The organism is Dehalococcoidia bacterium (assembly GCA_030648205.1).
Lineage (GTDB): Bacteria > Chloroflexota > Dehalococcoidia > JAUSIH01 > JAUSIH01 > JAUSIH01.
On the sequence record JAUSIH010000109.1, the window covers coordinates 20,054 to 40,149 of the forward strand.

Sequence of the window (20,096 nt, forward strand, 5' to 3'; positions counted from 1 at the left end):
ACGGCTCTATCCCTTGTACTTGGGGGGCAACGCCGCGGGCCCATGCTGGCGCGACGGCAGGCTGACCGTGGCGCGGCCCGGCGCGGTGATCTCGCCGCGCTGGTTCTCCGCCCATATCTCCAGGTCCACCAGCCGCATGCCCTTCTCCTCGTACTTGCGCGTCAGCTTGCCCTTGAGCCAGTTGGTGTCGCCGACGACGTTGAACCGCCGTATCTCGGCGTACAGCTTCCACAGGAAGGCGTCGTCGCCCATCCAGTTGGTGACCAGATTGGCCACCCACGCCATGCGCTGGGGGCCGTAGTCGTACGCGCCCGCCACGCCGATCTCGCTGGCGCGGCTCTGCTCCATGTGCACCAGCTCCGGCACGTCAACCCGCCCCGTAGTGGAGTCCACCATGACGGCGCCCGGGTGGCGCGCGACGTACTTGTAGAAGATGCCGTGCGCCTTCATGAAGGGGGAGCCGCCGCCCATAAGCCATGCGTACATGTCGCGTATGCTGAGCGGCCCCTTGACGATAGGCTCCATCTCCTGGCCGACCTGCACGTCCTCCCAGAAGCGCGGCGTGGCGCCCCGGGGCTTCTCCACTACGGCGGCCTTGACGATGCGGTCCATCTCCTCCGGCGTGTAGGTGGCGGGCTTGATGGCCTTGTGCTTCTCCCGCCCGTGCTCGCCCGCCGACTGCCGCTCCGCGCGCGCCGTCCAGCCGATGGCCTTGGCGGAGACCTCGCCGGGGGACGTCTTGAACGTGACCTGGGAATACTGGAAGAAGATGCGTCCCGCGTGCGTGCTCTTCTTCTCCGTGATGTCGGTCATTTTGACGACAGGCGTCACGAACTCATCAAGGAACAGAGGCCGGTAGAACTCCCAGTCGCCGCCGGAGAACCAGCCGTGAATGCCCGGCAGGCCGGCGCCGCGACCTACGAGAAAGACGCTGTAGTAGAAGCTGGGTGGTGCGATGATTCTGCCCCAGCGCGTCTTCTTCGCGTACGCCTCGTCGCGGAAGAGGGGATTGTCGTCGCCGATGCCATCGCAGAAGTGCCGGATGGTGTCACAGGATGCCTGCCTGTTGTAAAAGGGGTCCTTGGGCGTCCACTCCACGCCGATGCGCTTCCGCACATCCTGGAGCATCTGCTCGGTGATGACCGCATGCTGACCCTGCGCCATGTATGCGCTCCTTTCCCTTGGATATTGGCCCTATCATAACCATCCTGTGCGGGGGTGACAAGGTGACACCGGGGACGGGATGCATCCAGCCGCATGACGCTACCGCGCCTTCCGGTCCCTCTCCACCAGCTCCTTCTTCAGCGCCTCGATTTCGGACCGCAGCATGCTCTGCCGACGGGCCATGAAAATGGCGTAGATGAAGAACACGACCCATATGACAAGAAACGCGGCAAAGAGGTAGACCAGGGGATTCGTTGGGGCTTCGTTCATGCTAGACGCCTTTCTCGGCAGACAGGGCCTGCCGCATTTCCTGTACATCGGCGGACATGCGCCGCATGGCGAGCCGCTCCAGCAGGAGGTGGCCGAACAAGAAGCTGAGCGCCGCGAAGGCGATGAGGAACGTCATCGTCATCTCCGGCGTCAGCCCGAACTCGTCGCCGGGCTTCAGCAGCGGCTGCGGGTGCTGCGTCCGCCACCAGCGGACGGAGAAGAACACGATGGGCACGTCCACGAAACCGATGATGCCGACCACGGAGGCGAAGCGCGATACGCGCGTGTCCTCCGTGCCGTAGGCCCGCAGCATCAGGTAGCCCACGTAGATCAGCCACAGGATGAGCATGGTCGTGAGGCGCGGGTCCCACGTCCACCACACGCCCCAGATAGGGCGCGCCCAGATGGAGCCGGTCGTCAGGCTCAGGGTGGCGAAAACAACGCCCAACTCCGCGGCCGAGTGGGCCACCATGTCCCACATGCGATTGCCTTTCCAGAGGTACCCGATGCTCGCCACGAAGACGATGGCGAAGGCCACGAAGGAGAGCAGCCCGGCGGGCACGTGGAAGAAGAAGATGCGGTATACCACTCCCTGCTGGCGTTCGTTGGGCACCCACAGAAAAACCAGGGCCAGGCTGACCAGAATGCCTATGAAGGCAAGGGCCAGGAACAGACGGCTCAGAAGCGTCGTCCGGCCCAGAAGCGTGTCTTGTGTCATGGCGCGCTACTCCTCCAGCACGTACTCAAACACCAGAGAAGATACTACAACAAAGATGACGTCGAAGGCGACCAGCACCTGCAGCCACACGCTCACGTTGCTCCACGGTTCGCCCGCCATGACCCGCGCGGAGGCCTCCACGGCGCTGATGACCACGGGCACCACCACAGGCAGGAACAGCACGGGTAGCATGATCTCCCGCGACCGGGTGTTGACGGCGATGGCGGAGAACACGGTGCCGACGGACGCGAACCCAAGCGTCGCGAGGAAGATGATCGGCAGGAGCCGCGGCAGGTCCAGCGGCACGTTGAACAGCACGACGAAGACGGGCAGCAGCACAATCTCCGCGGCCAGCATGAAGATAAGGACGCCCAGCATCTTGCCGAAGTAGATGGCATCTCGCGAGACCGGCGTGATCACCAGGCCCTCCAGTGAGCCTTTTTCCCGCTCGGTGGCGAAGGCGCGGTTCAGCGCCAGAATGCCCGAAAAGGAGAAGGCCGCCCACAGCACACCCGGCGCGATGCCGGCCACCGTCGCCCGGTCCGCGCGCAGCGCGAAGCTGAAGATGACCAGCGACAGGAGGGCGAAGATGAACACCGAAAGCAGGATGTCCTTGGTCCTCAGCTCGGTCAGGACATCTTTCCACAGAATGGTCGTTACGCCCGCTAGATAGTCCTTCACACGCGCGCTCCGGCAAGCTGGGCGTATGTCCCGCGCAAGCGCTCCACGTCCAGCGCGCCTCGCGTCGCCTGATAAGCGATACGTCCGTCCACGAGGATCGCCACCCGGTCGCTCATGCGGAGGCCGCGCTCCAGATTGTGGGTGGACATGATGACCGTGCGCCGGCCGTCGTTCAGCCGGGCCAGCAGGTCTTCCAGAAGGTTGACGGCGTGCTCGTCCAGTCCCACCTCAGGCTCGTCCAGCAGCAGCACCGATGGGTTGTGCAGCACGGCGCGGGCGATGGCCAGGCGCCGCTGCATGCCGTTCGAGAGGGTGCGCACGCGGTCGTGGAGGCGCGCCTCCAGGCCCACCTGCGCGATGACGGTGCGGATGCGCTCCGGAATGTCCGGGACGCGGTACATGCGCCCGTAGAAGGTCAGGTTCTCGTGGCAGGTCAGCTCGTCGTACAGATAGTTCTGATGGGTGACAACGCCGATGCGCCGCCGCACCTCCAGCGCCTCCTGCGGAAGGGACAGCCCCGCCACGGACACGGAGCCGCCGGTGGGCCTGAGGATGGTGGCCAGTATCTTGATAAGGGTCGTCTTGCCGGACCCGTTCGGCCCGAAAATAGCGAGGGACTCCCCCTCCTGAGCGCGCAGCTCCACGCCCCGCAAAGCTCGGCGGCCGCCGAAGTCCTTGGAGAGCTTGCGGACCTCCACCGTCGGCGGGCCGCTATGGTCCACGGGGGGCCTCCGTCCGGGCCGCCGTGGCGCTCCCGGCTATCTCCAGGAGACGTGCTTTGCACGCGGCGCGACGAGGAGTGTACTCCTCGTCGGAGATGCGTCCTTCGGTGTGCTGGTCGTCCAGCGCGGCTATCTCGCGCAAGTACCGCTCGCGCTCCCCCTCTTCCTCTGGCCTCAGCGGGCGACGCCTCAACCCGTACGCGACGGCGAAGCCGAGGCCGGCCACCGCCAGGCCAATGCCCCCGATGCGGATGTACTCCTGCTCGCGCGGGACCGGCAGGCCGCTCAATGTGATATCAATGACCTCGCCGCGCACCAGGTCGAAACCAACGAGACGCTGGTACCGCTGGCCGCCAATCGTGGCCAGTGGCTCCTTCGATAATCGCCGCGACGCCAGCCCCAGGTCTTCGGAGCGAAACAGCAGTTCCACGCGCTTGACCGGGTAGAGCAGGGGTCGCCTGACGGTGTAGGTTGCATTTGTGTAGCCCACGTGGTAGGCGAACATCATCTCCTTCGTCCCCGGCGGCACTGGCTGCGTGTCGAAGATGGCTTTCCGCGTGATGAACGCCTTGTTCTTATCAAACCCCTGCATCAGGTCCGGGGCTCCGGAGTTGTTGGGCAGGACGAAGCTCAGCGTGGTCTGTTGCCGCAACTCACTGGACTCTGTGCCGATATAGGTGCGGTTCCCTGAGTTTGTGACCTCGTAGTGTTCCAGAAGGGTGAGCAGTCCGTCCGAAACTGTAACCAGGATGCCCAGGCTGCTCACCTGGAGCGCCGCCGGACTATCGGTGGTCTCGTAGACGGTCAAGTTGAGCGGAAGCGTGCCGGACTCGGCGGGGAACGTCTTGGGGTCGGTGCTGTAGGTGATGCCTTCGAACACCGCCCTGGTCTGGTAGGAGAGAGCCGGGTCGCGGGTGAGGCCCTCGAAGCGGTACCGGCCCTGGGAGTCGGCCTTCGCCTGCCGCGTCTCCTTCTCCGCGCCGTTTTGAAGGACGGAGAGGGTGACGGCCAGTCCGGCGATGCTTTTGCCGTCGGCGGTGCCGTTCGTGATCGTGCCCTCGACCGCCCCGCCTTGCGGGGGGTCGGCGGCCAGGGCCACGCCAGCAGGCGCGAGCAGGGCAACGGCCAGAGCTATAGCGAGGGCGGCGGTCCACACGCGCGGCACGGGACTCTCTAGTCCGCCGAGGGGCGGGAGCGCCGATAGCGCGCCACGCCCTCCTCTATATCGGCGTCAGCTTGCCGTGTCATGCCCGCCTCCAGATCATCCAACTCCTTCAGCACCATCGCGGCCCGGAGCGTGTACTGCTCCCGGAGCGTCGTCATGTCGTTCGAGGAGAGGGTTCCCAGCTCGTGGTCTGTCTCCAGCTCTCGAATGGCCGCGTACGCCGTGTCGCGCTGGAAGCGCAGCTCCTTGCGACGGCGCTCCGCTTCGGACTCAGTTGTCGCCTGTCCGGCCCGTGCCTCCAACAGCGGATAGCCCACGAACGCGACCACCCAGGCCAGCAGGACCAGCGCGCCCGCAGCAACGAAAGCGCTCACGACGGCGCCCCTGTCTCCCGGCCGGGCCACAGGGCCACGACGCCGCCCAGCAGGACAGTCAGTCCGCCGACCCATATCCACAGCACGAGCGGATTGACGAAGACGCGGAAGCTCGCCTTGTCCGCGTCATCCGCGTCCGCCAGCAGGACATACAGGTCCTCCAGAGGAGTGGAGCGTAGGGCCACCTCGCTGACCGGCTGGTTCCAGCGGAAGTCAATGGAGCGCTGGGCCGCCAGCGTGTCAATGGGCGTTGTTGTATTGCCGTCATAGACGGTGAGGGTCGCCGTGGTGACAAGCTTGCTTCCCGTCAGTTTGTCGGATTTCCCGTCGTAGCGCAGACGGTACGTGCCCAGGCGCATCTCGTCACCTTTGGACAGGGTGGCATCCGTCGTGAGCTGGTAGAAGGACGAGCCGACGACGCCCAGGGCCACGAGCACGATGCCCAGGTGGACGATGTACCCGCCATAGCGCGGGCGATTGGACATGATGAGCCGCGCGAAGGCCAGAGGCCAGATTTCGGCGAATGTCTGGCGGCGCAGCGCCGTGCCGCGCACCCACTCCTGCGCGATGACTCCGACCACCAGGATGCACGCGCCGACGGCGACAACGGCGACCGGCTGTCTGACGCCAAGGAGTAGCAGCGCCCCCGCGCCCAGGAGCGCGGCGCCCAGAGGGACAGCCAAGTTGCGCGCCAGGTACGAAGGCGTCGCCTTCCGCCAGCTTATCAGCGGCGCGATGCCCATCAGGCCGACAAGGCCCAGGAAGAGCGGCCCGTTCACCTGGTTGAAGAACGGCGCGCCCACCGTCACCTTGACGCCGCGCACGGCCTCGGAAACAAGCGGGAAGAGGGTCCCCCAGAACGTGGCGAAGGCCACGGCTATAAACAGCAGGTTATTCAGAAGGAATGCGGCCTCGCGGGAGAGCGCTGACTCCAGTGTGTTTTCGCTGCGGAGCATGGGCAGGCGGTACACCAGCAGCGCGGCGCTCACGCCTACCGAGCCGAGGATGAAGCCCAGGTACAGGGGAGCAAAAGCGTTCGAGGCAAAGGAGTGGACGGAGGATAGCACGCCGCTCCGGTCCAGGAACGTGCCCAGCATGGACAGGCCGAAAGCGGCGATAATGAGCACCATGTTCCAGACCTTGAGCATGCCCCGGCGCTTCTGGATGACGATGGAGTGGACGAATGCGGTGCCCACGAGCCAGGGCATGAGCGCGGAGTTCTCCACCGGGTCCCAGCCCCAGTAGCCGCCCCAGCCGAGCACCCCGTAGGCCCACGCGGAGCCGAGAAGCAGGCCCATGCCCGTGACCAGCCACGCCACGATGGCCCATTTGCGCACGCTGTCAATCCACTCGTTGCCGAGCCGTCCCGACGCCAGCGCGCCCACGGCGAACGCGAAGGGGATGGTCCAAGAGATGAATCCCGTCATCTGCGCGGGCGGATGGATGACCATCCAGCGCGTTTCAAGCAAGGGGTTCAGGCCCTGGCCGTCCGGAGGGACGAAGGGGAGAAGATGGAAAGGGTTTGCCGTGAACGTCATCATGGCGATGAAGAAGAGCTCGACGACGGCGATGGTGGCGATGACGTACGGCATCAGAGCCCTGTCGCGGCGCCAATGCAGGAGCACGGCCACGGCCCCGAACAGCGAGAGTGCCCACGCCAGCCACAGGAGGGACCCTTCGTTCCCCGCCCACAGCGAGGCGAACAGGTAGCTCAGAGGAAGATCGCGGCTGCTGAAGCCGGCCACGTACTTCACCTGGAAGCTGTTGGTGACGAGCAGATACCAGAGGCTGACCGCCGCGAACGTCAATAGCAGCGTGATCGCCAGCAGGCCGTTGCGGGCGCTAACGACTAGCTCTGGCCGATTGCGGCGCGCGCCAATGATGGCCGCGGGCGCGCTATAGAGACCCAAAGCGAACGAAAGGAGGAGGGCAACGTATCCGAGGTCAGCCACGGATTCCCGCCCCTTGTATCCTATGGAGAACAGAAGACCTGACGAAACGAAGCACGCTAACGAAAAGGATACACCGCGACGACGGTCTCCGCAAGCGCAGCGGGCCAGACCGGCGCCGCTGGGCCCTTCGCGGGAGTGCGGTTCCGTGCTAAGCTAGCATAAGTGACGAAGCGTCCAGGCGTTCGGAGCGCCGCCTGCCAGGGGAGGGACCATGAAAGACATCAAGCCTCGGGTGCCGCCTGATCAATACGTGACCACCAAGTTCCCCGTCCTCACGTACGGCGCAACGCCGCGGATTGCAGCGAAGGACTGGCGGCTCGTGCTGTCGGGCCTGGTGGCCCGGCCCATTGAGCTGACCTGGGAGCAGTTCCAGGCGCTGCCCAGCATCAGGTGCGCCGCGGACTTCCATTGTGTCACCGGCTGGAGCCGGCTCAACAACGAGTGGGAGGGCGTCAGCTTCAGGGAAATCGCAGGGCTGGCGCAGCCGCGGCCTGAAGCGCGCTTCGTGGCGGTGGGCTGCTACGGAGGCTACACCACCAACATGGACTTGGTGGCCCTGATGGACGATGATGTCTTGTTGGCCTGCCGGCACGACGGACTCGACCTGCCCGCGGAGCACGGCGGGCCCGTGCGCCTGATAGTGCCCAAGCGCTATGCATGGAAGAGCGCCAAATGGGTGCATGTGCTTGAGTTCCTGACCGAGGACCGGCCTGGTTTTTGGGAGACACACGGCTACCACAACGTTGCGGACCCGTGGCGGGAAGAGCGGTATTCGGGATAACAAAAGGCCGCAGCCTCAAGGGGCTGCGGCCTGGCCGCGGGCGCTTTCAGCCTGGCGCCGCGCTGCGGCTTACGCCTTGTTATGCGTTGGCTCCGCGGGTGTGTCCACCATGTAGCCGCACTGGAGACACTCACGGTAAGACCCGTGTATATCCCGGTTCGCCGCCATGTCGCCCTTGCACCGGGGACATGCCTTGAAAAAGAGCACCGCGCTCACCTCCTGCCTCTTCCTCTGGTCCACGCCTTTGAGAGCACGCCAGAATTGATGCAGTCGAAATAATACTCTTTGACATGGTCTGTGTCAAGTGGTATCTTAATCGTAGTCGTTGGCAAACATGCCGGTGGTGGGCAGGCCCTCCAAGGGCCGCCCGGCGCAAAGCATAGGGGCGGGAAAGCCGTTCCTGGCCGGGCGATTGGATGTGCAGTATGGAAGAAGGTATCCGCGGCGTCTATATCATCAGCGTGGCCTCCCGGCTTCTCGCCATGCACCCGCAGACCCTGCGGAAATACGAGAGGCTCGGCCTGATAACTCCCAGCCGCACGCTGGGCATGCTCCGTTTGTACTCTGACCGGGACATGGAGCGGTTGCGGCTCATCAAGCACCTAGTAGAGAACGAAGATCTGAACCTGGCCGGGGTGGAGTTGAGCCTTCAGATTTGGGACCGCCTCGTCACATTGCGAGAATCGCTCGCGGAGGCCGGCAATGGCAGAGACCTGCGTCGGGCGGTTGAAGAGCACTTGGATGGTATTTTTGAGCTTCTTGAGTCATCCGACGACAGCGAAGACCGATAACTACGAAGGAGCCTTATGACTGCCAGTGACCCGGGACAGCAAGAGCAGGAGGCCGCCGCCGCGGGGAGGCAGACGCAGTCTCCGGAAGGCGCAGCGTCGCCCACGGTGGAAAGCGTGCTGCGCGACAGGGATGAGCTAAAGAACATCCTTCTGCGCACTCAGGCTGATTTTAGCAACTATCGCAAGCGCATGGAGCAGGAGAGGGAGGAGGCGCGGCGCATGGTCGCTGCGGGAATCCTCGTCGTCTTGCTCCCTGCGCTGGACGATCTGGACAGGACCATGGCCAACATGCCCCCGGCGGTGGCGCAATCTCCCTGGGGCGAAGGCCTGGGCCTGGCGCAACGGAAGTTACAGAGCGTCCTGGAGGGCGCAGGGCTGAAGCCCATCGAGGCGGGGGGCAAGGCGTTCGACCCGTGGGAGCACGAGGCCGTCATGTATGATGAGACGGGAGAGCACGCGGAGGGGAAAGTAGTCCAGGTCGTGCGAGCCGGTTACAAACTGCAGGGGCGGGTGCTTCGGCCTGCCCAGGTTGTCGTCGCCCGGAGGCCGGAAAAAGCGGAGGCGCCCGCGCCTGACACTCGTAACGAGACCAAAGGAGGCTAGCAATATTTATGGCAAAGGTTATTGGCATTGATCTCGGCACCACCCTCTCCGTCGTGGCCGTTGTAGAGGGGGGCGAGCCGAACGTTATCGAAAACGCGGAGGGGGCCCGTCTGACCCCGTCCGTCGTCGCCGTCAATCCCAAGACGGGGGAGCGGTACGTGGGCCTTCTGGCAAGGCGTCAGGCTATCACCAACCCGGAGAACACCGTTTTCTCCGTGAAGCGCCTCATGGGCCGCAAGTACGACGACCGCGAGGTGCAGGAGGCGATGAAGCGGCTGCCTTACAAAGTGGTGAAGGCCGCCAACGGCGACGCGCATGTGGTGATGGGCGACCGGGCGTACTCGCCGCCGGAGGTCTCGGCCATGGTCCTGCAGAAGCTGAAGGCGGACGCCGAAGCCAGGCTGGGGGAGAAGATTACGCAGGCGGTCATCACCGTTCCCGCGTATTTCAACGACGCCCAGCGACAGGCCACAAAGGACGCGGGCAAGATTGCCGGCCTGGAGGTCCTGCGCATCATCAACGAGCCGACCGCCTCGGCTCTGGCGTTCGGGCTGGACAAGAAAAAGAAGAAGGACATGACGGTTGCCGTCTTCGACCTGGGCGGCGGCACATTCGATGTCTCCGTCCTCACCATCGGCGAGGGCGTCTTCGAGGTCAAGTCCACATCCGGCGATACGTATCTGGGCGGCGACGACTTCGACCAGAAGATCATGGACTGGCTGGTGGACGAGTTCCGACGGGAGAGCGGCATAGACCTGCGCAAGGACCGGATGGCCCTGCAGCGCCTCAAGGAGGCGGGTGAGAAGGCCAAGATCGAGAAGTCCTCACAGGCGCAGACGGAGATAAACCTGCCCATCATCACAGCCGACGCCAGAGGGCCCAAGCACCTCGTCAAGGACCTGAGCCGCGCCAAGCTGGAGCAGCTCTGCGCCGACCTGATTGAGCGGCTGGAGCAGCCGTGCCGCCGCGCTCTGGAGGACGCCAAGCTCCAACCTCATCAGATTGACGAGGCCATCCTCGTGGGCGGCATGAGCCGGATGCCCGCCGTCCAGCGGAAGGCGGCGGAGATATTCGGCAAGGAGCCGAGCAAGTCGGTCAACCCGGACGAGGCGGTTGCCCAGGGCGCCGCCATCCAGGCGGCCGTGCTCAAAGGTGATGTAAAGGATATCCTGCTGCTGGACGTGACGCCGCTCACTCTGGGCGTGGAGACCCTGGGCGGCGTGGTGACAGCCCTCATCCCGCGCAACTCCACGGTCCCGACGTCCAAGTCCGAGACGTTTACGACGGCAGCCGACGGGCAGCCCAGCGTGGAGATCCACATCGTGCAGGGGGAACGGCCCCTGGCGCGGGAGACCAAGTCCTTGGCCCGCTTCATTCTGGACGGCATTCTGCCGGCGCCGCGGGGCGTGCCGAAGGTTGAGGTCACCTTTGACATAGACGCGAACGGCATTTTGAACGTGCGGGCGCGGGACACGGGCACGGGGCGTGAACAGAAGGTGATCGTCCAGCCCTCCTCTGGTCTTTCCAAGGACCAGATTGAGAACATGGTCAAGGAGGCCGAGACGCATGCGGATGCGGACAAGCGCCAGCGCGAGGAGGTGGAGGCCATCAACCAGGCCGACTCGCTGGCCTACAGCGCCGAGAAGCTGCTGCGCGAGCAGGGCGACAAGGTGCCCGCCCACCTGAAAGCGGACCTTGAGAAACAGGTCAGCGAGGTGAAGCAGGCCGTACAGGCCAAAGACGCCGCCAAAGCGCGGCAGGCTTCGGCGACGCTGTCCGCGACGCTGCAGCAGGTCGGACAGGCCGTGTACAGCCAGGCGCAGGGACAGGCGGGGGCCGGCCCGGCGGGCTCGGGCGGTCCGGAGAAGCCGCCGAAGGGCGGCCCTGCGGGACCTGGCGAGTCCGGGTCCGGCGCCGTGGAGGGTGAGTTCCGAGAGGTCTAGATCAATAGCGCGAAAGGTGGCGTCCGTAGTCAAACGAACCTGCGGGCGCCACTTTTTTGCGCGGAAAAGGCTGGGCAATCACCCAAGCGGTCTCCATCTATTTACCAAAAGGGTCTTAAACATCTTTTAATAAACTGGCCCGCGATAGATGTGCAAATGGCTTGACAACCATAGGCATTGGTGCTAAAACAGACTCAAACCAAGTATATATGAAACGCCTAGAAACGCCGCAGTCGGTGGCCTTGAAACATCCCGCGAGGGAGGGTTTACCCCGTACCTTTTGTGGGAAGAAGGCGCGTAGTCTGGGTGGCCTCAACGTAGCGCGCAGCAGATATGGAAGGGTGTAACTTGAAACCCCTTCCATTATTTTTTGCCTGCGAAAAGACGCTTGTTCCGCCCCACCGGGGGTTTGTTGCGGAAGCCCGCAGAAAGGGGGTGACACGAAAGATGTTTGCTAAGAAGGGCGGCGCCAAGCCCAAGAAGTAAGCGCTCGGCAACGAACGCAAAAGCGGAGGCCCCTTACACAAGGGGCCTCCGCTTTTCATGTCGGAAACGCCTCGTATGCATGGCCGACAATTCCAAGTGTTGGAGGCCGTCTGCGGTATAATGCGGGTGTAGGACTCTTAACGCAGAACTTCTCTCCACACACTACACTCAGGAGGTTATGATGGTCCCTGTTCAGAGGGTTAGCAAGGCTCAGGCGCAGCAATGGCTCGGCACTGTGCCGGGAGACAAGGTCTTCTATTGCGTCAACGGCGAGGTTTACAACAACCTGCGCGACCTGAAGTCCGCTCTGGAGCGAATGCAGGACGGCCACTTCGTCTATCATGTCAATCCGGAGAAGAACGACTTCGGCAACTGGATCAGGGATGTCATAGGCGACCAGAAGCTGGCCCAGGACATCCGTGGGTGCAAGACGCGGATTGAGGCCCTCGTCGTCGTAGATGGCCGGGTTGGCTTCCTGACCAAGCGCCTCAAATAGCCTAAGCCTGGTCCTCCCCGACGCCGCGAATGACCAGGACAGGCACTCGCGCCCGGTGGGTCACATTGTCGCTGACGCTGCCCAGGAAGATGCCCGCGATGTGGCCCATGCCACTGCTTCCGACAGCGATCAGGTCGTACTTCTCCTTCTCGGCGATGGAGCAGATGAGCTCGGCGGGGCGTCCGTGTTCCATGCGGGTCTTGGGCTGGACGCCAGCGGCGGAAAGCCGCTCCTGCGTCATCTGAAGGGCTTTCTCTCCCACTTTCTCCAACTCTTCCGGGAAGATAGCGGCGGGGGAGACCGTCATGCCGAGACCCGCCGCCGCCACCGTCGCAATGTAGCTGGTGTCCACCACGTGGATGACGGTGACTTCCGCGTCCGCTATCTTTTTGGTGAGAGCCGCGGTGTAGTCAGCGGCGTTGAGAGCGTAGACAGAGCCGTCGGTTGCCAGCAAGATTCGGAACATGGCATCTTCCTCCTGTGCTTCTTTCGTGCATCCATGGCCTGGCCGGGAAGCGTCTCAAAGGTCTATCCAACTCTTAGGAAATGACCTTGGCGTGCGTCAGCCGTTCCACATCGTCCGCGTCCATGCCGAGCATCTCCTGGAAAACGTATGTGTTGTGCTGGCCGAGCATGGGGATGGCCCGCTCGCGGCTGTCGGCGGGCGCATCCGGCAGGTGCCACTGCGGCCCGGCGGCGACCCGAGTGCCGCCCTCTCCCGTACTATAGGGGGCATAGAAGCCGCGCTCGCGCACATGTGGGTCCTCAGCGAGGTCGCGGGCGTCGAAGGTGGGAATGGCCGCGACGCCGACCTCCTGGAGCGTCGTCATCACCTGGCGTGCTGTCCGCTCCCTGGTCCACTGGGCCACGAGTGCGTCCAGCAGCGGCTCGTGGCGCTTGCGGGCGTAGGCATCGGCGAAGCGCGGGTCCTCGGCCCACTCCGTGTGTCCGGTGACGCGGCAGAAGGCCTGCCACTCCTCCTCGCCGCCGACCGCGATGCTCACCCATCGGTCGGTCCCCTGGCATGGGTAGCAGTTGTGCGGGGCCACGCTGTCATCCCTGTTGCCGCGCCGGGCGGGCGTGCGGCCCGTCATCTGGGGCTCTAGCATAGTGTGGCCCACCAGGCTGGTGATGGCGTCCACAAAGCTGACGTCAATGAACTGACCCTTCCCCGTGCGCTGGCGATGCCGCAGCGCCGCAAGGATGGGAAAGGCGCAGGCGGTGCCCACCCGAAGGTCAATGGACATGCGCATTTCCGTGGGCGGCCCGTCCTCGTAGCCGGTAAGGTGGGAGAGGCCCGCCATCGCGCTGAAGATGGGCGCGAAGCCGCCGAAGTGGCGGTAGGGTCCCTGTGCGCCGCAGGCCGAGGCGGAGGCAAGGATGATGTCCGGGCGGAGGCGTCGAAGGACACCGTAGCCCAGACCCATCTTGTCCAGCACTCCGGGCCGGTAGTTTTCGACGACGACGTCACAGAGCGGGATAATGCTTTTGGAAAGCTGAATGGCGTCTGGATTCCGCAGGTCCAGCGTCGCACTGCGCTTGTAGATGTTGAGCTGGTCCAACACCCAGGGGAGCGCCGACCGTCCGCGAAGAAGACGTATGCGCTCCAGTGTGTCGAGCTTGATCACGTCGGCGCCCAGGAACGCGAGATGCTGGGTGCAGTACGGCCCGGCGCCCATCTGCGTCAAGTCCAGGACGCGCACGCCGGTGAGCGGCAGACGCGTTGCTTCCTGGCGGCGAGTGGGCTGAAGCGTAGGGGTCATTTGCATCGTGTTCAGATGACGCCCGCGCGGCGCAGGTCGGCGAGCTCCGCGGGCGGCAGGCCAAGCTCGCGGCAGAAGATGTGGGCGTTATGCTCGCCCAGGCGCGGCGCGGGCCGCTCATAGCGGGCGGGCGTAGCCGAGAGCTTCCAAGGCGCCGAGGGGTACTTGTAAAGCCCCGCATCCGGGTGGCTGACCTCTGCGAAGTAGCCACCCGCCTGGAGCTGCGGCGACGCCAAGACGTCCGCCGGGTCGTTCACGGCGCCCGCCGGACAGCCGTGGGACTGGAGGCGCTCCATGACCTCACGCTTGGTCTGGGACATGGACCACGTTTCAAAGTTCGCCCGTAGCTCTTTGTCGTTCTCCAGCCGCCCTTTGTAATAGGCGAACCGCTTGTCGGTCGCCCATGCGGGGCTGCCCAGCGCGCGGACACAAGCGTCCCAGTGGTGGTTGAAGTTGACGTTGATCTCCACGTAGCCGTCATTGCACCGTAAGGTGCTGCCCAGGCGCTGCCCACGATCGGCGCGGGACTCCAACTTGCCTCCGTTCTGCCATCTGGTCAGGTCCAGCCCGGTTAGGGCCATCAGCACCTCTTGTCGGGAGATGTCCACGTGCTGGCCGCGTCCGCTGACAGTGCGGTCGTACAGAGCGGCGACGGTGGCGATACCCGCCGCCAGGCCGCTGTCATAGTCGCCCAGGAAAGCGCCGCCGCCGTGGACAGGCGGACGGCTCAGCCACTCGGCGCCGCCGGGGAGGAAGTAGCCCTCGCCGCTGGCGTGGAAGGTGTTCAGGGGGTAGGCCTTGAAGTTGGCGTAAGGCCCGGTCTGTCCGAATGGGGTGACGGACGTGACGATGATCTGGTCGTTGACGGCGCTGAGGGCCGTGTAGTCCAGGTCCAGGCGCCGCGCCTCGTGAGGCGACCTGTCTTCCAGCACCACGTCGGCCCGGCGGACCAGGTCGGCCAGGAGGCGGCGGCCCGTGGGCTTATCCACGTCCAGGGTCACGCCGCGCTTGTTCAGGTTTGCGTAAAGAAAGAGGCCGCTCTTCTCCGGGTGCGGTATATCGTCGGGGAACGGGCCGTAGCGGCGCGCCGTATCGCCCTTGCCTGGCCGCTCTACCTTGACCACGTCCGCGCCCATGTCAGCCAGAAGGCGGCCACAGTACGGCCCGGCCACCATTTCGCACAGCTCCAGAACACGGACGCCTTCCAGCGCCATTTCGGGCACCTGGGCCTCCTTGATTGGGCGCGGGCCGACCTCTGCGCGCGCCGCCCCCTCAGATACGCTCAGGAAAACCTCACCATCCCCGTGATGGCGGGCCGAAGATAGAGGCGGGTAATACTCGACAGCCTAGCTGGGCGCGGGCACCTTCTTCGCGGGGGCGATTATGCCCTCCACGGACTTCTCGAAGAGGTACTGCAGCTTCTTGCGGTTCAGCTCCTCGGGGTCCGTGGGCTTGGGGTACTCGACGACGGCGAACTTCATGCTGGGAACGCCCAGGAGCTTCGCCTGGCGCTCCGCGGCCTCAGCGAACGAGTGGTAGGCGATCATCACAGAGGGAATCCCCCGCTTCTCCAGGACTGCTGTGTCGTGCGTACAGCCCGACGTGCAGGAGCCTCAGCCACCTATGCCGACGATGACGGCGTCGCACTGGTTCGCCACCTGCTCCATCAGCTCCTTGGGAGACGGACGGGACAGGATGGGCTTCGGGTAGTAAACGGCCTTGGATCCCGGGTACGTCTTCTCGATGAGGCTCTGGATGCCCTTCATGAAGTAGTCCGACCCGGACAGCCCGTCGTCAATGATGCCGATGGTCTTGCCCTCAATGCGGTCAATGCGCCGGGCCAGCTCCGTCTGCTTGACGGCGCGGGCCTTTCCTTCCGGGTTCAGGACAATCAGCCTGGCCTGGGTTGTAGTCATGACTTCCTCCTCAATGTCTCCCTTGAGACAAATTGATGGCCTCTAGCGTCGGGGCTCCTTAATCTCTTTTGTGATGGCGAAGCCGCCGAGGGCGCCCCAGCCGGGACAGGCGACGCAGAACTTGCCCGCGCCGCCCGCGACGACGATGTGGAGGTCGTCCGGCTTCACCGCGATGGGGATGCGCTGCTCGTCGTAGCCGTAGTTCACCCACTTGGGGAACGTCTTCTCCACGTACGCTATCTGAATGCCGGTGCGCTTGAGATGGCCCAGTGTGATGCCGGAGTTGTACCAGATGTATTCCTTGATCGTCTTCTTGGTGTAGCCTGCCTCCGCGAGGATGGCGGCGTTCGTAGGATTGATGCCCAGGAGCGTCTCGCCCATGACGTCGTAGTAGTTGGGGCCGGTGCCGCTCAGGTGGTCCGTGATGCGGGCGAGAACCTCGTGCGCCAGCCCGAAGCAGATGATGCTGTGCGGCGGCTCCGCGCCGAACACGGTGACGCAGCTCTGCTCCGGTTTGAAGCCGCGCTCCACGTGCAGCGGCTCCCACGGGTTGTTATCTGGGTCCTCCGCGATGCAGTAGCTCCACTGGCCGGGATGAGCGAATGTGGACTTGTCCGGCTCGCCGGGGAAGCTCCCGCCGATGTTCCACTGGATGAGTTTGACCGCGCGTCCGATGGTGCCGTTGGCGCGATTCCCCGAGCCGAAGACGCGGGTGCCCCAGTTCATGCCCAGCTTCTTGGCGATAGGCCCGCTGACGATAACCAGAGGCTCGTTCATGTGGGTGGTCGTCTGGACGCCGTTCAGGTTGAATGCGGGCTCCAGCATGGCCTCCAGCGCGGCGACGACCACGGGGAAGTACTCCGGCTTGCATCCGGCCATGACGCACTGGATGGCGAGCTTCTCGATGGTGGCCTCTCCGTACTTGGGCGGGACGTCGCCGAGCGTCTCCTCGGGCTTGCGGCCAATGTAGTCAACAAACTGCTGGACGCGATCCAGTGTGGGCGGGATGACCGGCAGGCCATCGCTCCAGCCGCGCTCGAATGCGGCCTCCACCCATTCATGGTAGCCGCCTAGCTCAATGCGTTCCGAGGTCAGGGTCACGACGGGCCCCCTTTCTAGCTTTATTTATCGTCCGGAATGTAGCACCTGAGTACGAGATTGTCAATAGAGCCGAACATGCTTCCCCCTGGTGTCGCATGTGGGGTACAATGGCGCTGCCGTACGATCACTGGTCTCGTGCTGAGGGTTGATGCAGCCTGACGATGGTGGCCGCGCCGAACAGGAGGCGCTGGTCGAGGGCCTGGTCCATCTGGCGGACATGCTGGAGGTGGCCGATCCGCGTCGCGGCATGGCCGGTAGCGAAAGTGGCGGCGGCCACCTCACGCTGGCGGACTGGCGCGCCCGTTGCCGGGGTCTGCTGGAGCGGCTCTCCCGCGCCCGGCCCGCCCTCCCGCTGCCAGAGCAGCGCGCCGCGCTGGACGAGGCCCTGGGACGCATCCGACACCTGCTGGACAGCTAGACTAAGGGCGCTAGGGCTTTGTGTAGCCCTCCTGCACCGGGACCTGGTCCGCCAGGTCAAGGGGTGGTATGGATATGCTGAGGGCGATGGCCCCGTCATCGGACCGGATGCCGTGGGCCGCCCGAACGGGTACGCGCGCGGTCTGGTGCTCCTTGAGCTTCGTCACCTTGCCGCCGATGGAGACCTCCGCCGTGCCCTTCAGGATGAAATAGACCTGACTGCACTTGCTATGGTAGTGGAGGTTGACCTCCTTGTCGCCGTCCAGTCGCAGTACGCGCAGGCTGCAATCGGGCATTTCGACGTAGGAGATGACCCCGTAGGCGCCCAGGCTTGGGTTGGCCTTAGCCCTGGTTGTAGTCTTCCGGGACGTGCCTTTCGGTCGTGTCGTGCGCGCCGTCCTTGCCATGATTATTCCCTCGGTAGTATATTTGGCCGGATGACTCTGGTTACAGTATAGGCCAAGAGTGCGCGAAGGGAAAGAGGCCACGCGGACGCGCCGCGAAGCTGTTCAGGCCCGGGACGCGCCCGCCAGATCAGGCTGAAGACAGACGCGGAGAGCGCGAGAGGGCGGGAGAATGCGGCTGGAGTTCACCCAGGGCGAGAACCACAAGTGGTGGGTGCTCGGCACCGTGTCCATCGGCGTGTTCATGGCGGTGCTGGACTCCAACATCGTCAATATTGCGTTGCCCAGCGTCATGACCTCATTCCGCACGGACCTGATCACGGTGGAGTGGGTCGTCCTGGCGTACCTGCTGACCATCAGTGTCATGCTCCTCCCCATGGGCAGGTTGGCGGATATAGTGGGCCGCAAGAAAGTCTATCGGGCCGGTTTTGGGGTGTTCATCCTTGGGTCGGCGCTGTGCGGCGTCGCGCCGGGAGTGGGGTGGCTGATCGCGGCGCGGATGATACAGGCACTGGGGGCGTCCATGACCATGGCCAATGGCTTGGCTATCACGACCGCCATCTTTCCGGCCCGTCAGCGCGGCCAGGCGCTGGGCCTTAATAGCACCACGGTGGCCGTGGGCGCCACCCTTGGCCCGACGCTGGGAGGCCTGCTTGTGGACGCCCTGGGATGGCGCTCCATATTCTATCTGAACCTGCCCGTGGGTCTGATTGGGATGGCGATGGCCCACCTGGTGCTCCGCGAGGAACTGGTGACTACCACGGGTGACAAGCGGCCATCCTTCGACTGGCCTGGGGCGGTAACGTCAGCGGTGACTCTTGGAGCGTTCATTCTCACCATGTCACGGGCCGAGGTGTGGGGATGGGCGGCGCTCCCCACGCTGGCGCTTCTCTCCACCGCCATTGTGTTCTTTGTAGCGTTCATCGTGGTGGAGAGACGCAGTGCGGACGCGATGATTGACCTTGCGTTCTTCAGGAACCGCGCATTCGCGGCAGGGGTCGGCGCCTCGTTGCTGACCTTTCTAGCCATGTCGTCCAACCAGTTCCTGATGCCCTTCTTCCTGCAGACGGTGCAGGGCTATCAGGCCCGGCAGGCGGGACTGATGATCACTCCGGTGGCCGTCATGCTCGCGGTCATGGGCCCTATCAGCGGGAGGCTGTCGGACCGCTTTGGAGCACGGGCCTTCTCGTCCATTGGCCTGGGTATCGTAGGACTGGCCCTGCTGTGGCTGTCCTTTATCCCTCGGGATGCCAGCTACGTCCAGGTTTTGGTGGCCCTGGCCATGGTGGGCGCGGGCATTGGGCTGTTCCAGTCGCCGAACAATAGCTCGGTGTTGAGCACGGTGCCGCGGGCGTCCTACGGGACGACGGCCGCTTTCTTGAATCTTACCCGCAACACCGGGCAGGTGACCGGTATTGCGGTGGCGGGCACCATCGTTACGATTGTCATGGGGGGAGCGATGGAGTCGCTAGCCTCCGGAGCGCCTGCCTCCGCATCCCAGGTCCAACCCTTTCTAGACGGCATGCACGCCGCTTACCTGGCTGGCGCGGCGTTTGCGTTCGCGGGCTGCCTGGCGTCTCTGGTGCGTGGGCCGCGACTCGCTCCCGTTGAGGACGCGCCGGCGCTGGGCGGGTCACCGGTCGTCGGCAGTCGGCCTTCGCGTCCATGCTAGGGGACTTCGCGGTCTACTGGTCGAAGATACCTTTGCCGATGTTGGGCTGACCGTGTAGAATAAGGCGCGGAGGGAGAACGGCAATGCATGCGCTCCTTCACGTTGAGGTCTATTTAGACTACCTTTGACCGTGGTGCTATGTGGCGGCGGTACGCTTGCGCAGCATAGTCACGGAGTTCAGCGACAGAGCGGTGGTGCACTGGCGCGGCTTCCCGCTTTTACCGGACGAACTGCCAGGCAACCACGTCAGCCCGCGCAGTGTGCAGGGGCGCGCCCGAGCGGCGGAAGCCGAGCCTGTGTGTGGTATCACGCCCTGGTCCGGCAACGGCTATCCCACGTCCAGCCTGCCTGCGCTGGAGGCCGCCCGATGCGCGGCGCGACAGGGTCCCGAAGCGTCTGACCGGTATGACATGGCCGTTTTCAGCGGCTTTTTCTGCGAAAGCAAGGACATCCGCGACCAGAACGTCCTGATGGAGATGGCGGATACCGTGGGGCTGGACGTGCTGCGCTTCGCCCGTGACATGGGGACTGGCGAGGAACGTCAGGCGCTGCTGGAGGAGTACCACGTTGCAAAGGATGCCTACAGCAGCATGGCCCTCGCATACCGTTCGTGGTGTTAGACGGAAGCTATCCTCTGGTGGGGGCGCTTCCTGTGGATATGTACCGGCGTGCGGTCC

At 64.4% G+C, this 20,096-nt stretch carries 24 protein-coding genes; 8 read left to right on the forward strand and 16 right to left on the reverse strand.

Going from position 1 to position 20,096, the window contains the following annotated elements; translation table 11 throughout:
* Nucleotides 1-6: 6 nt before the first annotated feature.
* The 8 genes from Q7T26_12160 to Q7T26_12195 all read right to left on the reverse strand — a co-directional run bounded on the left by Q7T26_12160 (nucleotide 7) and on the right by Q7T26_12195 (nucleotide 7,046).
* Nucleotides 7-1,164: a MaoC family dehydratase N-terminal domain-containing protein gene (locus tag Q7T26_12160; GenBank protein MDO8532893.1), complete on the reverse strand. Its 1,158-nt coding sequence runs from the start codon at nucleotides 1,162-1,164 to the stop codon at nucleotides 7-9.
* A gap of 99 nt (nucleotides 1,165-1,263) precedes the next feature.
* Nucleotides 1,264-1,434, reverse strand: a complete 171-nt coding sequence (locus Q7T26_12165) for a CcmD family protein (GenBank protein MDO8532894.1) — start codon at nucleotides 1,432-1,434, stop codon at nucleotides 1,264-1,266.
* A 1-nt stretch (nucleotide 1,435) separates the two neighbouring features.
* Nucleotides 1,436-2,152 carry a cytochrome c biogenesis protein CcsA gene (ccsA, locus tag Q7T26_12170; GenBank protein ID MDO8532895.1) on the reverse strand — a complete coding sequence of 239 codons (717 nt, stop codon included), beginning with the start codon at nucleotides 2,150-2,152 and terminating at the stop codon, nucleotides 1,436-1,438.
* A 6-nt stretch (nucleotides 2,153-2,158) separates the two neighbouring features.
* Nucleotides 2,159-2,833, reverse strand: coding sequence for a heme exporter protein CcmB (locus Q7T26_12175; protein MDO8532896.1), 675 nt, complete (start codon nucleotides 2,831-2,833; stop codon nucleotides 2,159-2,161).
* Nucleotides 2,830-3,555, reverse strand: coding sequence for a heme ABC exporter ATP-binding protein CcmA (gene ccmA / locus Q7T26_12180; GenBank protein MDO8532897.1), 726 nt, complete (start codon nucleotides 3,553-3,555; stop codon nucleotides 2,830-2,832). Before ccmA ends, Q7T26_12175 begins: the two co-directional genes overlap by 4 nt.
* Nucleotides 3,545-4,720 carry a carboxypeptidase-like regulatory domain-containing protein gene (locus Q7T26_12185; protein ID MDO8532898.1) on the reverse strand — a complete coding sequence of 392 codons (1,176 nt, stop codon included), beginning with the start codon at nucleotides 4,718-4,720 and terminating at the stop codon, nucleotides 3,545-3,547. Before Q7T26_12185 ends, ccmA begins: the two co-directional genes overlap by 11 nt.
* A gap of 8 nt (nucleotides 4,721-4,728) precedes the next feature.
* Complete coding sequence (locus Q7T26_12190) at nucleotides 4,729-5,094, reverse strand: hypothetical protein (protein MDO8532899.1); 366 nt, start codon at nucleotides 5,092-5,094, stop codon at nucleotides 4,729-4,731.
* Nucleotides 5,091-7,046 carry a cytochrome c-type biogenesis CcmF C-terminal domain-containing protein gene (locus Q7T26_12195; GenBank protein MDO8532900.1) on the reverse strand — a complete coding sequence of 652 codons (1,956 nt, stop codon included), beginning with the start codon at nucleotides 7,044-7,046 and terminating at the stop codon, nucleotides 5,091-5,093. The genes Q7T26_12190 and Q7T26_12195 overlap by 4 nt, the downstream gene beginning before the upstream one ends.
* A 211-nt stretch (nucleotides 7,047-7,257) precedes the next feature.
* On the opposite strand from Q7T26_12195, the gene Q7T26_12200 reads away from it, so the two are divergent.
* Nucleotides 7,258-7,827, forward strand: a complete 570-nt coding sequence (locus Q7T26_12200) for a sulfite oxidase-like oxidoreductase (GenBank protein MDO8532901.1) — start codon at nucleotides 7,258-7,260, stop codon at nucleotides 7,825-7,827.
* Between the two features lie 69 nt (nucleotides 7,828-7,896).
* Here the strand turns inward: Q7T26_12200 and Q7T26_12205 are convergent, their stop codons facing one another.
* Complete coding sequence (locus Q7T26_12205) at nucleotides 7,897-8,043, reverse strand: hypothetical protein (protein ID MDO8532902.1); 147 nt, start codon at nucleotides 8,041-8,043, stop codon at nucleotides 7,897-7,899.
* 209 nt (nucleotides 8,044-8,252) lie between these two features.
* On the opposite strand from Q7T26_12205, the gene Q7T26_12210 reads away from it, so the two are divergent.
* The 4 genes from Q7T26_12210 (at nucleotide 8,253) to Q7T26_12225 (ending at nucleotide 12,146) form a co-directional block, all read left to right on the forward strand.
* Complete coding sequence (locus Q7T26_12210) at nucleotides 8,253-8,618, forward strand: MerR family transcriptional regulator (GenBank protein MDO8532903.1); 366 nt, start codon at nucleotides 8,253-8,255, stop codon at nucleotides 8,616-8,618.
* A gap of 15 nt (nucleotides 8,619-8,633) precedes the next feature.
* The gene (locus Q7T26_12215; GenBank protein ID MDO8532904.1) at nucleotides 8,634-9,221 is read left to right on the forward strand and encodes a nucleotide exchange factor GrpE; all 588 of its coding nucleotides are present in this window, start codon (nucleotides 8,634-8,636) and stop codon (nucleotides 9,219-9,221) included.
* Between the two features lie 8 nt (nucleotides 9,222-9,229).
* A complete protein-coding gene (gene dnaK, locus Q7T26_12220; GenBank protein ID MDO8532905.1) occupies nucleotides 9,230-11,164 on the forward strand; it encodes a molecular chaperone DnaK in 1,935 nt (644 codons plus the stop codon).
* 664 nt (nucleotides 11,165-11,828) lie between these two features.
* Entirely contained in the window at nucleotides 11,829-12,146 is a 318-nt protein-coding gene (locus Q7T26_12225; protein MDO8532906.1) for a hypothetical protein, read from the forward strand.
* 1 nt (nucleotide 12,147) lies between these two features.
* Here Q7T26_12225 and Q7T26_12230 read toward each other — a convergent pair whose 3' ends face one another.
* The 6 genes from Q7T26_12230 to Q7T26_12255 all read right to left on the reverse strand — a co-directional run bounded on the left by Q7T26_12230 (nucleotide 12,148) and on the right by Q7T26_12255 (nucleotide 16,926).
* Complete coding sequence (locus Q7T26_12230) at nucleotides 12,148-12,612, reverse strand: universal stress protein (GenBank protein ID MDO8532907.1); 465 nt, start codon at nucleotides 12,610-12,612, stop codon at nucleotides 12,148-12,150.
* A gap of 73 nt (nucleotides 12,613-12,685) precedes the next feature.
* Nucleotides 12,686-13,909 (reverse strand): CoA transferase, encoded by a 1,224-nt coding sequence (locus Q7T26_12235; GenBank protein MDO8532908.1) that lies wholly within the window; start codon nucleotides 13,907-13,909, stop codon nucleotides 12,686-12,688.
* An 11-nt stretch (nucleotides 13,910-13,920) separates the two neighbouring features.
* Nucleotides 13,921-15,123 carry a CoA transferase gene (locus tag Q7T26_12240; protein ID MDO8532909.1) on the reverse strand — a complete coding sequence of 401 codons (1,203 nt, stop codon included), beginning with the start codon at nucleotides 15,121-15,123 and terminating at the stop codon, nucleotides 13,921-13,923.
* Nucleotides 15,124-15,255: 132 nt separating this feature from the next.
* Nucleotides 15,256-15,459, reverse strand: a complete 204-nt coding sequence (locus Q7T26_12245) for a hypothetical protein (GenBank protein MDO8532910.1) — start codon at nucleotides 15,457-15,459, stop codon at nucleotides 15,256-15,258.
* A 63-nt stretch (nucleotides 15,460-15,522) separates the two neighbouring features.
* On the reverse strand, nucleotides 15,523-15,825 hold the full coding sequence (locus Q7T26_12250) for a hypothetical protein (GenBank protein MDO8532911.1): 303 nt from the start codon (nucleotides 15,823-15,825) through the stop codon (nucleotides 15,523-15,525).
* 42 nt (nucleotides 15,826-15,867) lie between these two features.
* Nucleotides 15,868-16,926: a hypothetical protein gene (locus Q7T26_12255; GenBank protein MDO8532912.1), complete on the reverse strand. Its 1,059-nt coding sequence runs from the start codon at nucleotides 16,924-16,926 to the stop codon at nucleotides 15,868-15,870.
* Between the two features lie 148 nt (nucleotides 16,927-17,074).
* Between Q7T26_12255 and Q7T26_12260 the strand changes: the two genes are divergently transcribed.
* Nucleotides 17,075-17,344, forward strand: a complete 270-nt coding sequence (locus Q7T26_12260) for a hypothetical protein (protein ID MDO8532913.1) — start codon at nucleotides 17,075-17,077, stop codon at nucleotides 17,342-17,344.
* 10 nt (nucleotides 17,345-17,354) lie between these two features.
* Here the strand turns inward: Q7T26_12260 and Q7T26_12265 are convergent, their stop codons facing one another.
* Nucleotides 17,355-17,750 carry a cupin domain-containing protein gene (locus Q7T26_12265; GenBank protein ID MDO8532914.1) on the reverse strand — a complete coding sequence of 132 codons (396 nt, stop codon included), beginning with the start codon at nucleotides 17,748-17,750 and terminating at the stop codon, nucleotides 17,355-17,357.
* Nucleotides 17,751-17,919: 169 nt separating this feature from the next.
* Between Q7T26_12265 and Q7T26_12270 the strand changes: the two genes are divergently transcribed.
* Both Q7T26_12270 and Q7T26_12275 read left to right on the forward strand, forming a co-directional pair.
* The gene (locus Q7T26_12270) at nucleotides 17,920-19,419 is read left to right on the forward strand and encodes an MFS transporter (GenBank protein MDO8532915.1); all 1,500 of its coding nucleotides are present in this window, start codon (nucleotides 17,920-17,922) and stop codon (nucleotides 19,417-19,419) included.
* Between the two features lie 140 nt (nucleotides 19,420-19,559).
* On the forward strand, nucleotides 19,560-20,039 hold the full coding sequence (locus Q7T26_12275; GenBank protein MDO8532916.1) for a DsbA family protein: 480 nt from the start codon (nucleotides 19,560-19,562) through the stop codon (nucleotides 20,037-20,039).
* The last annotated feature ends 57 nt before the right edge of the window (nucleotides 20,040-20,096 follow it).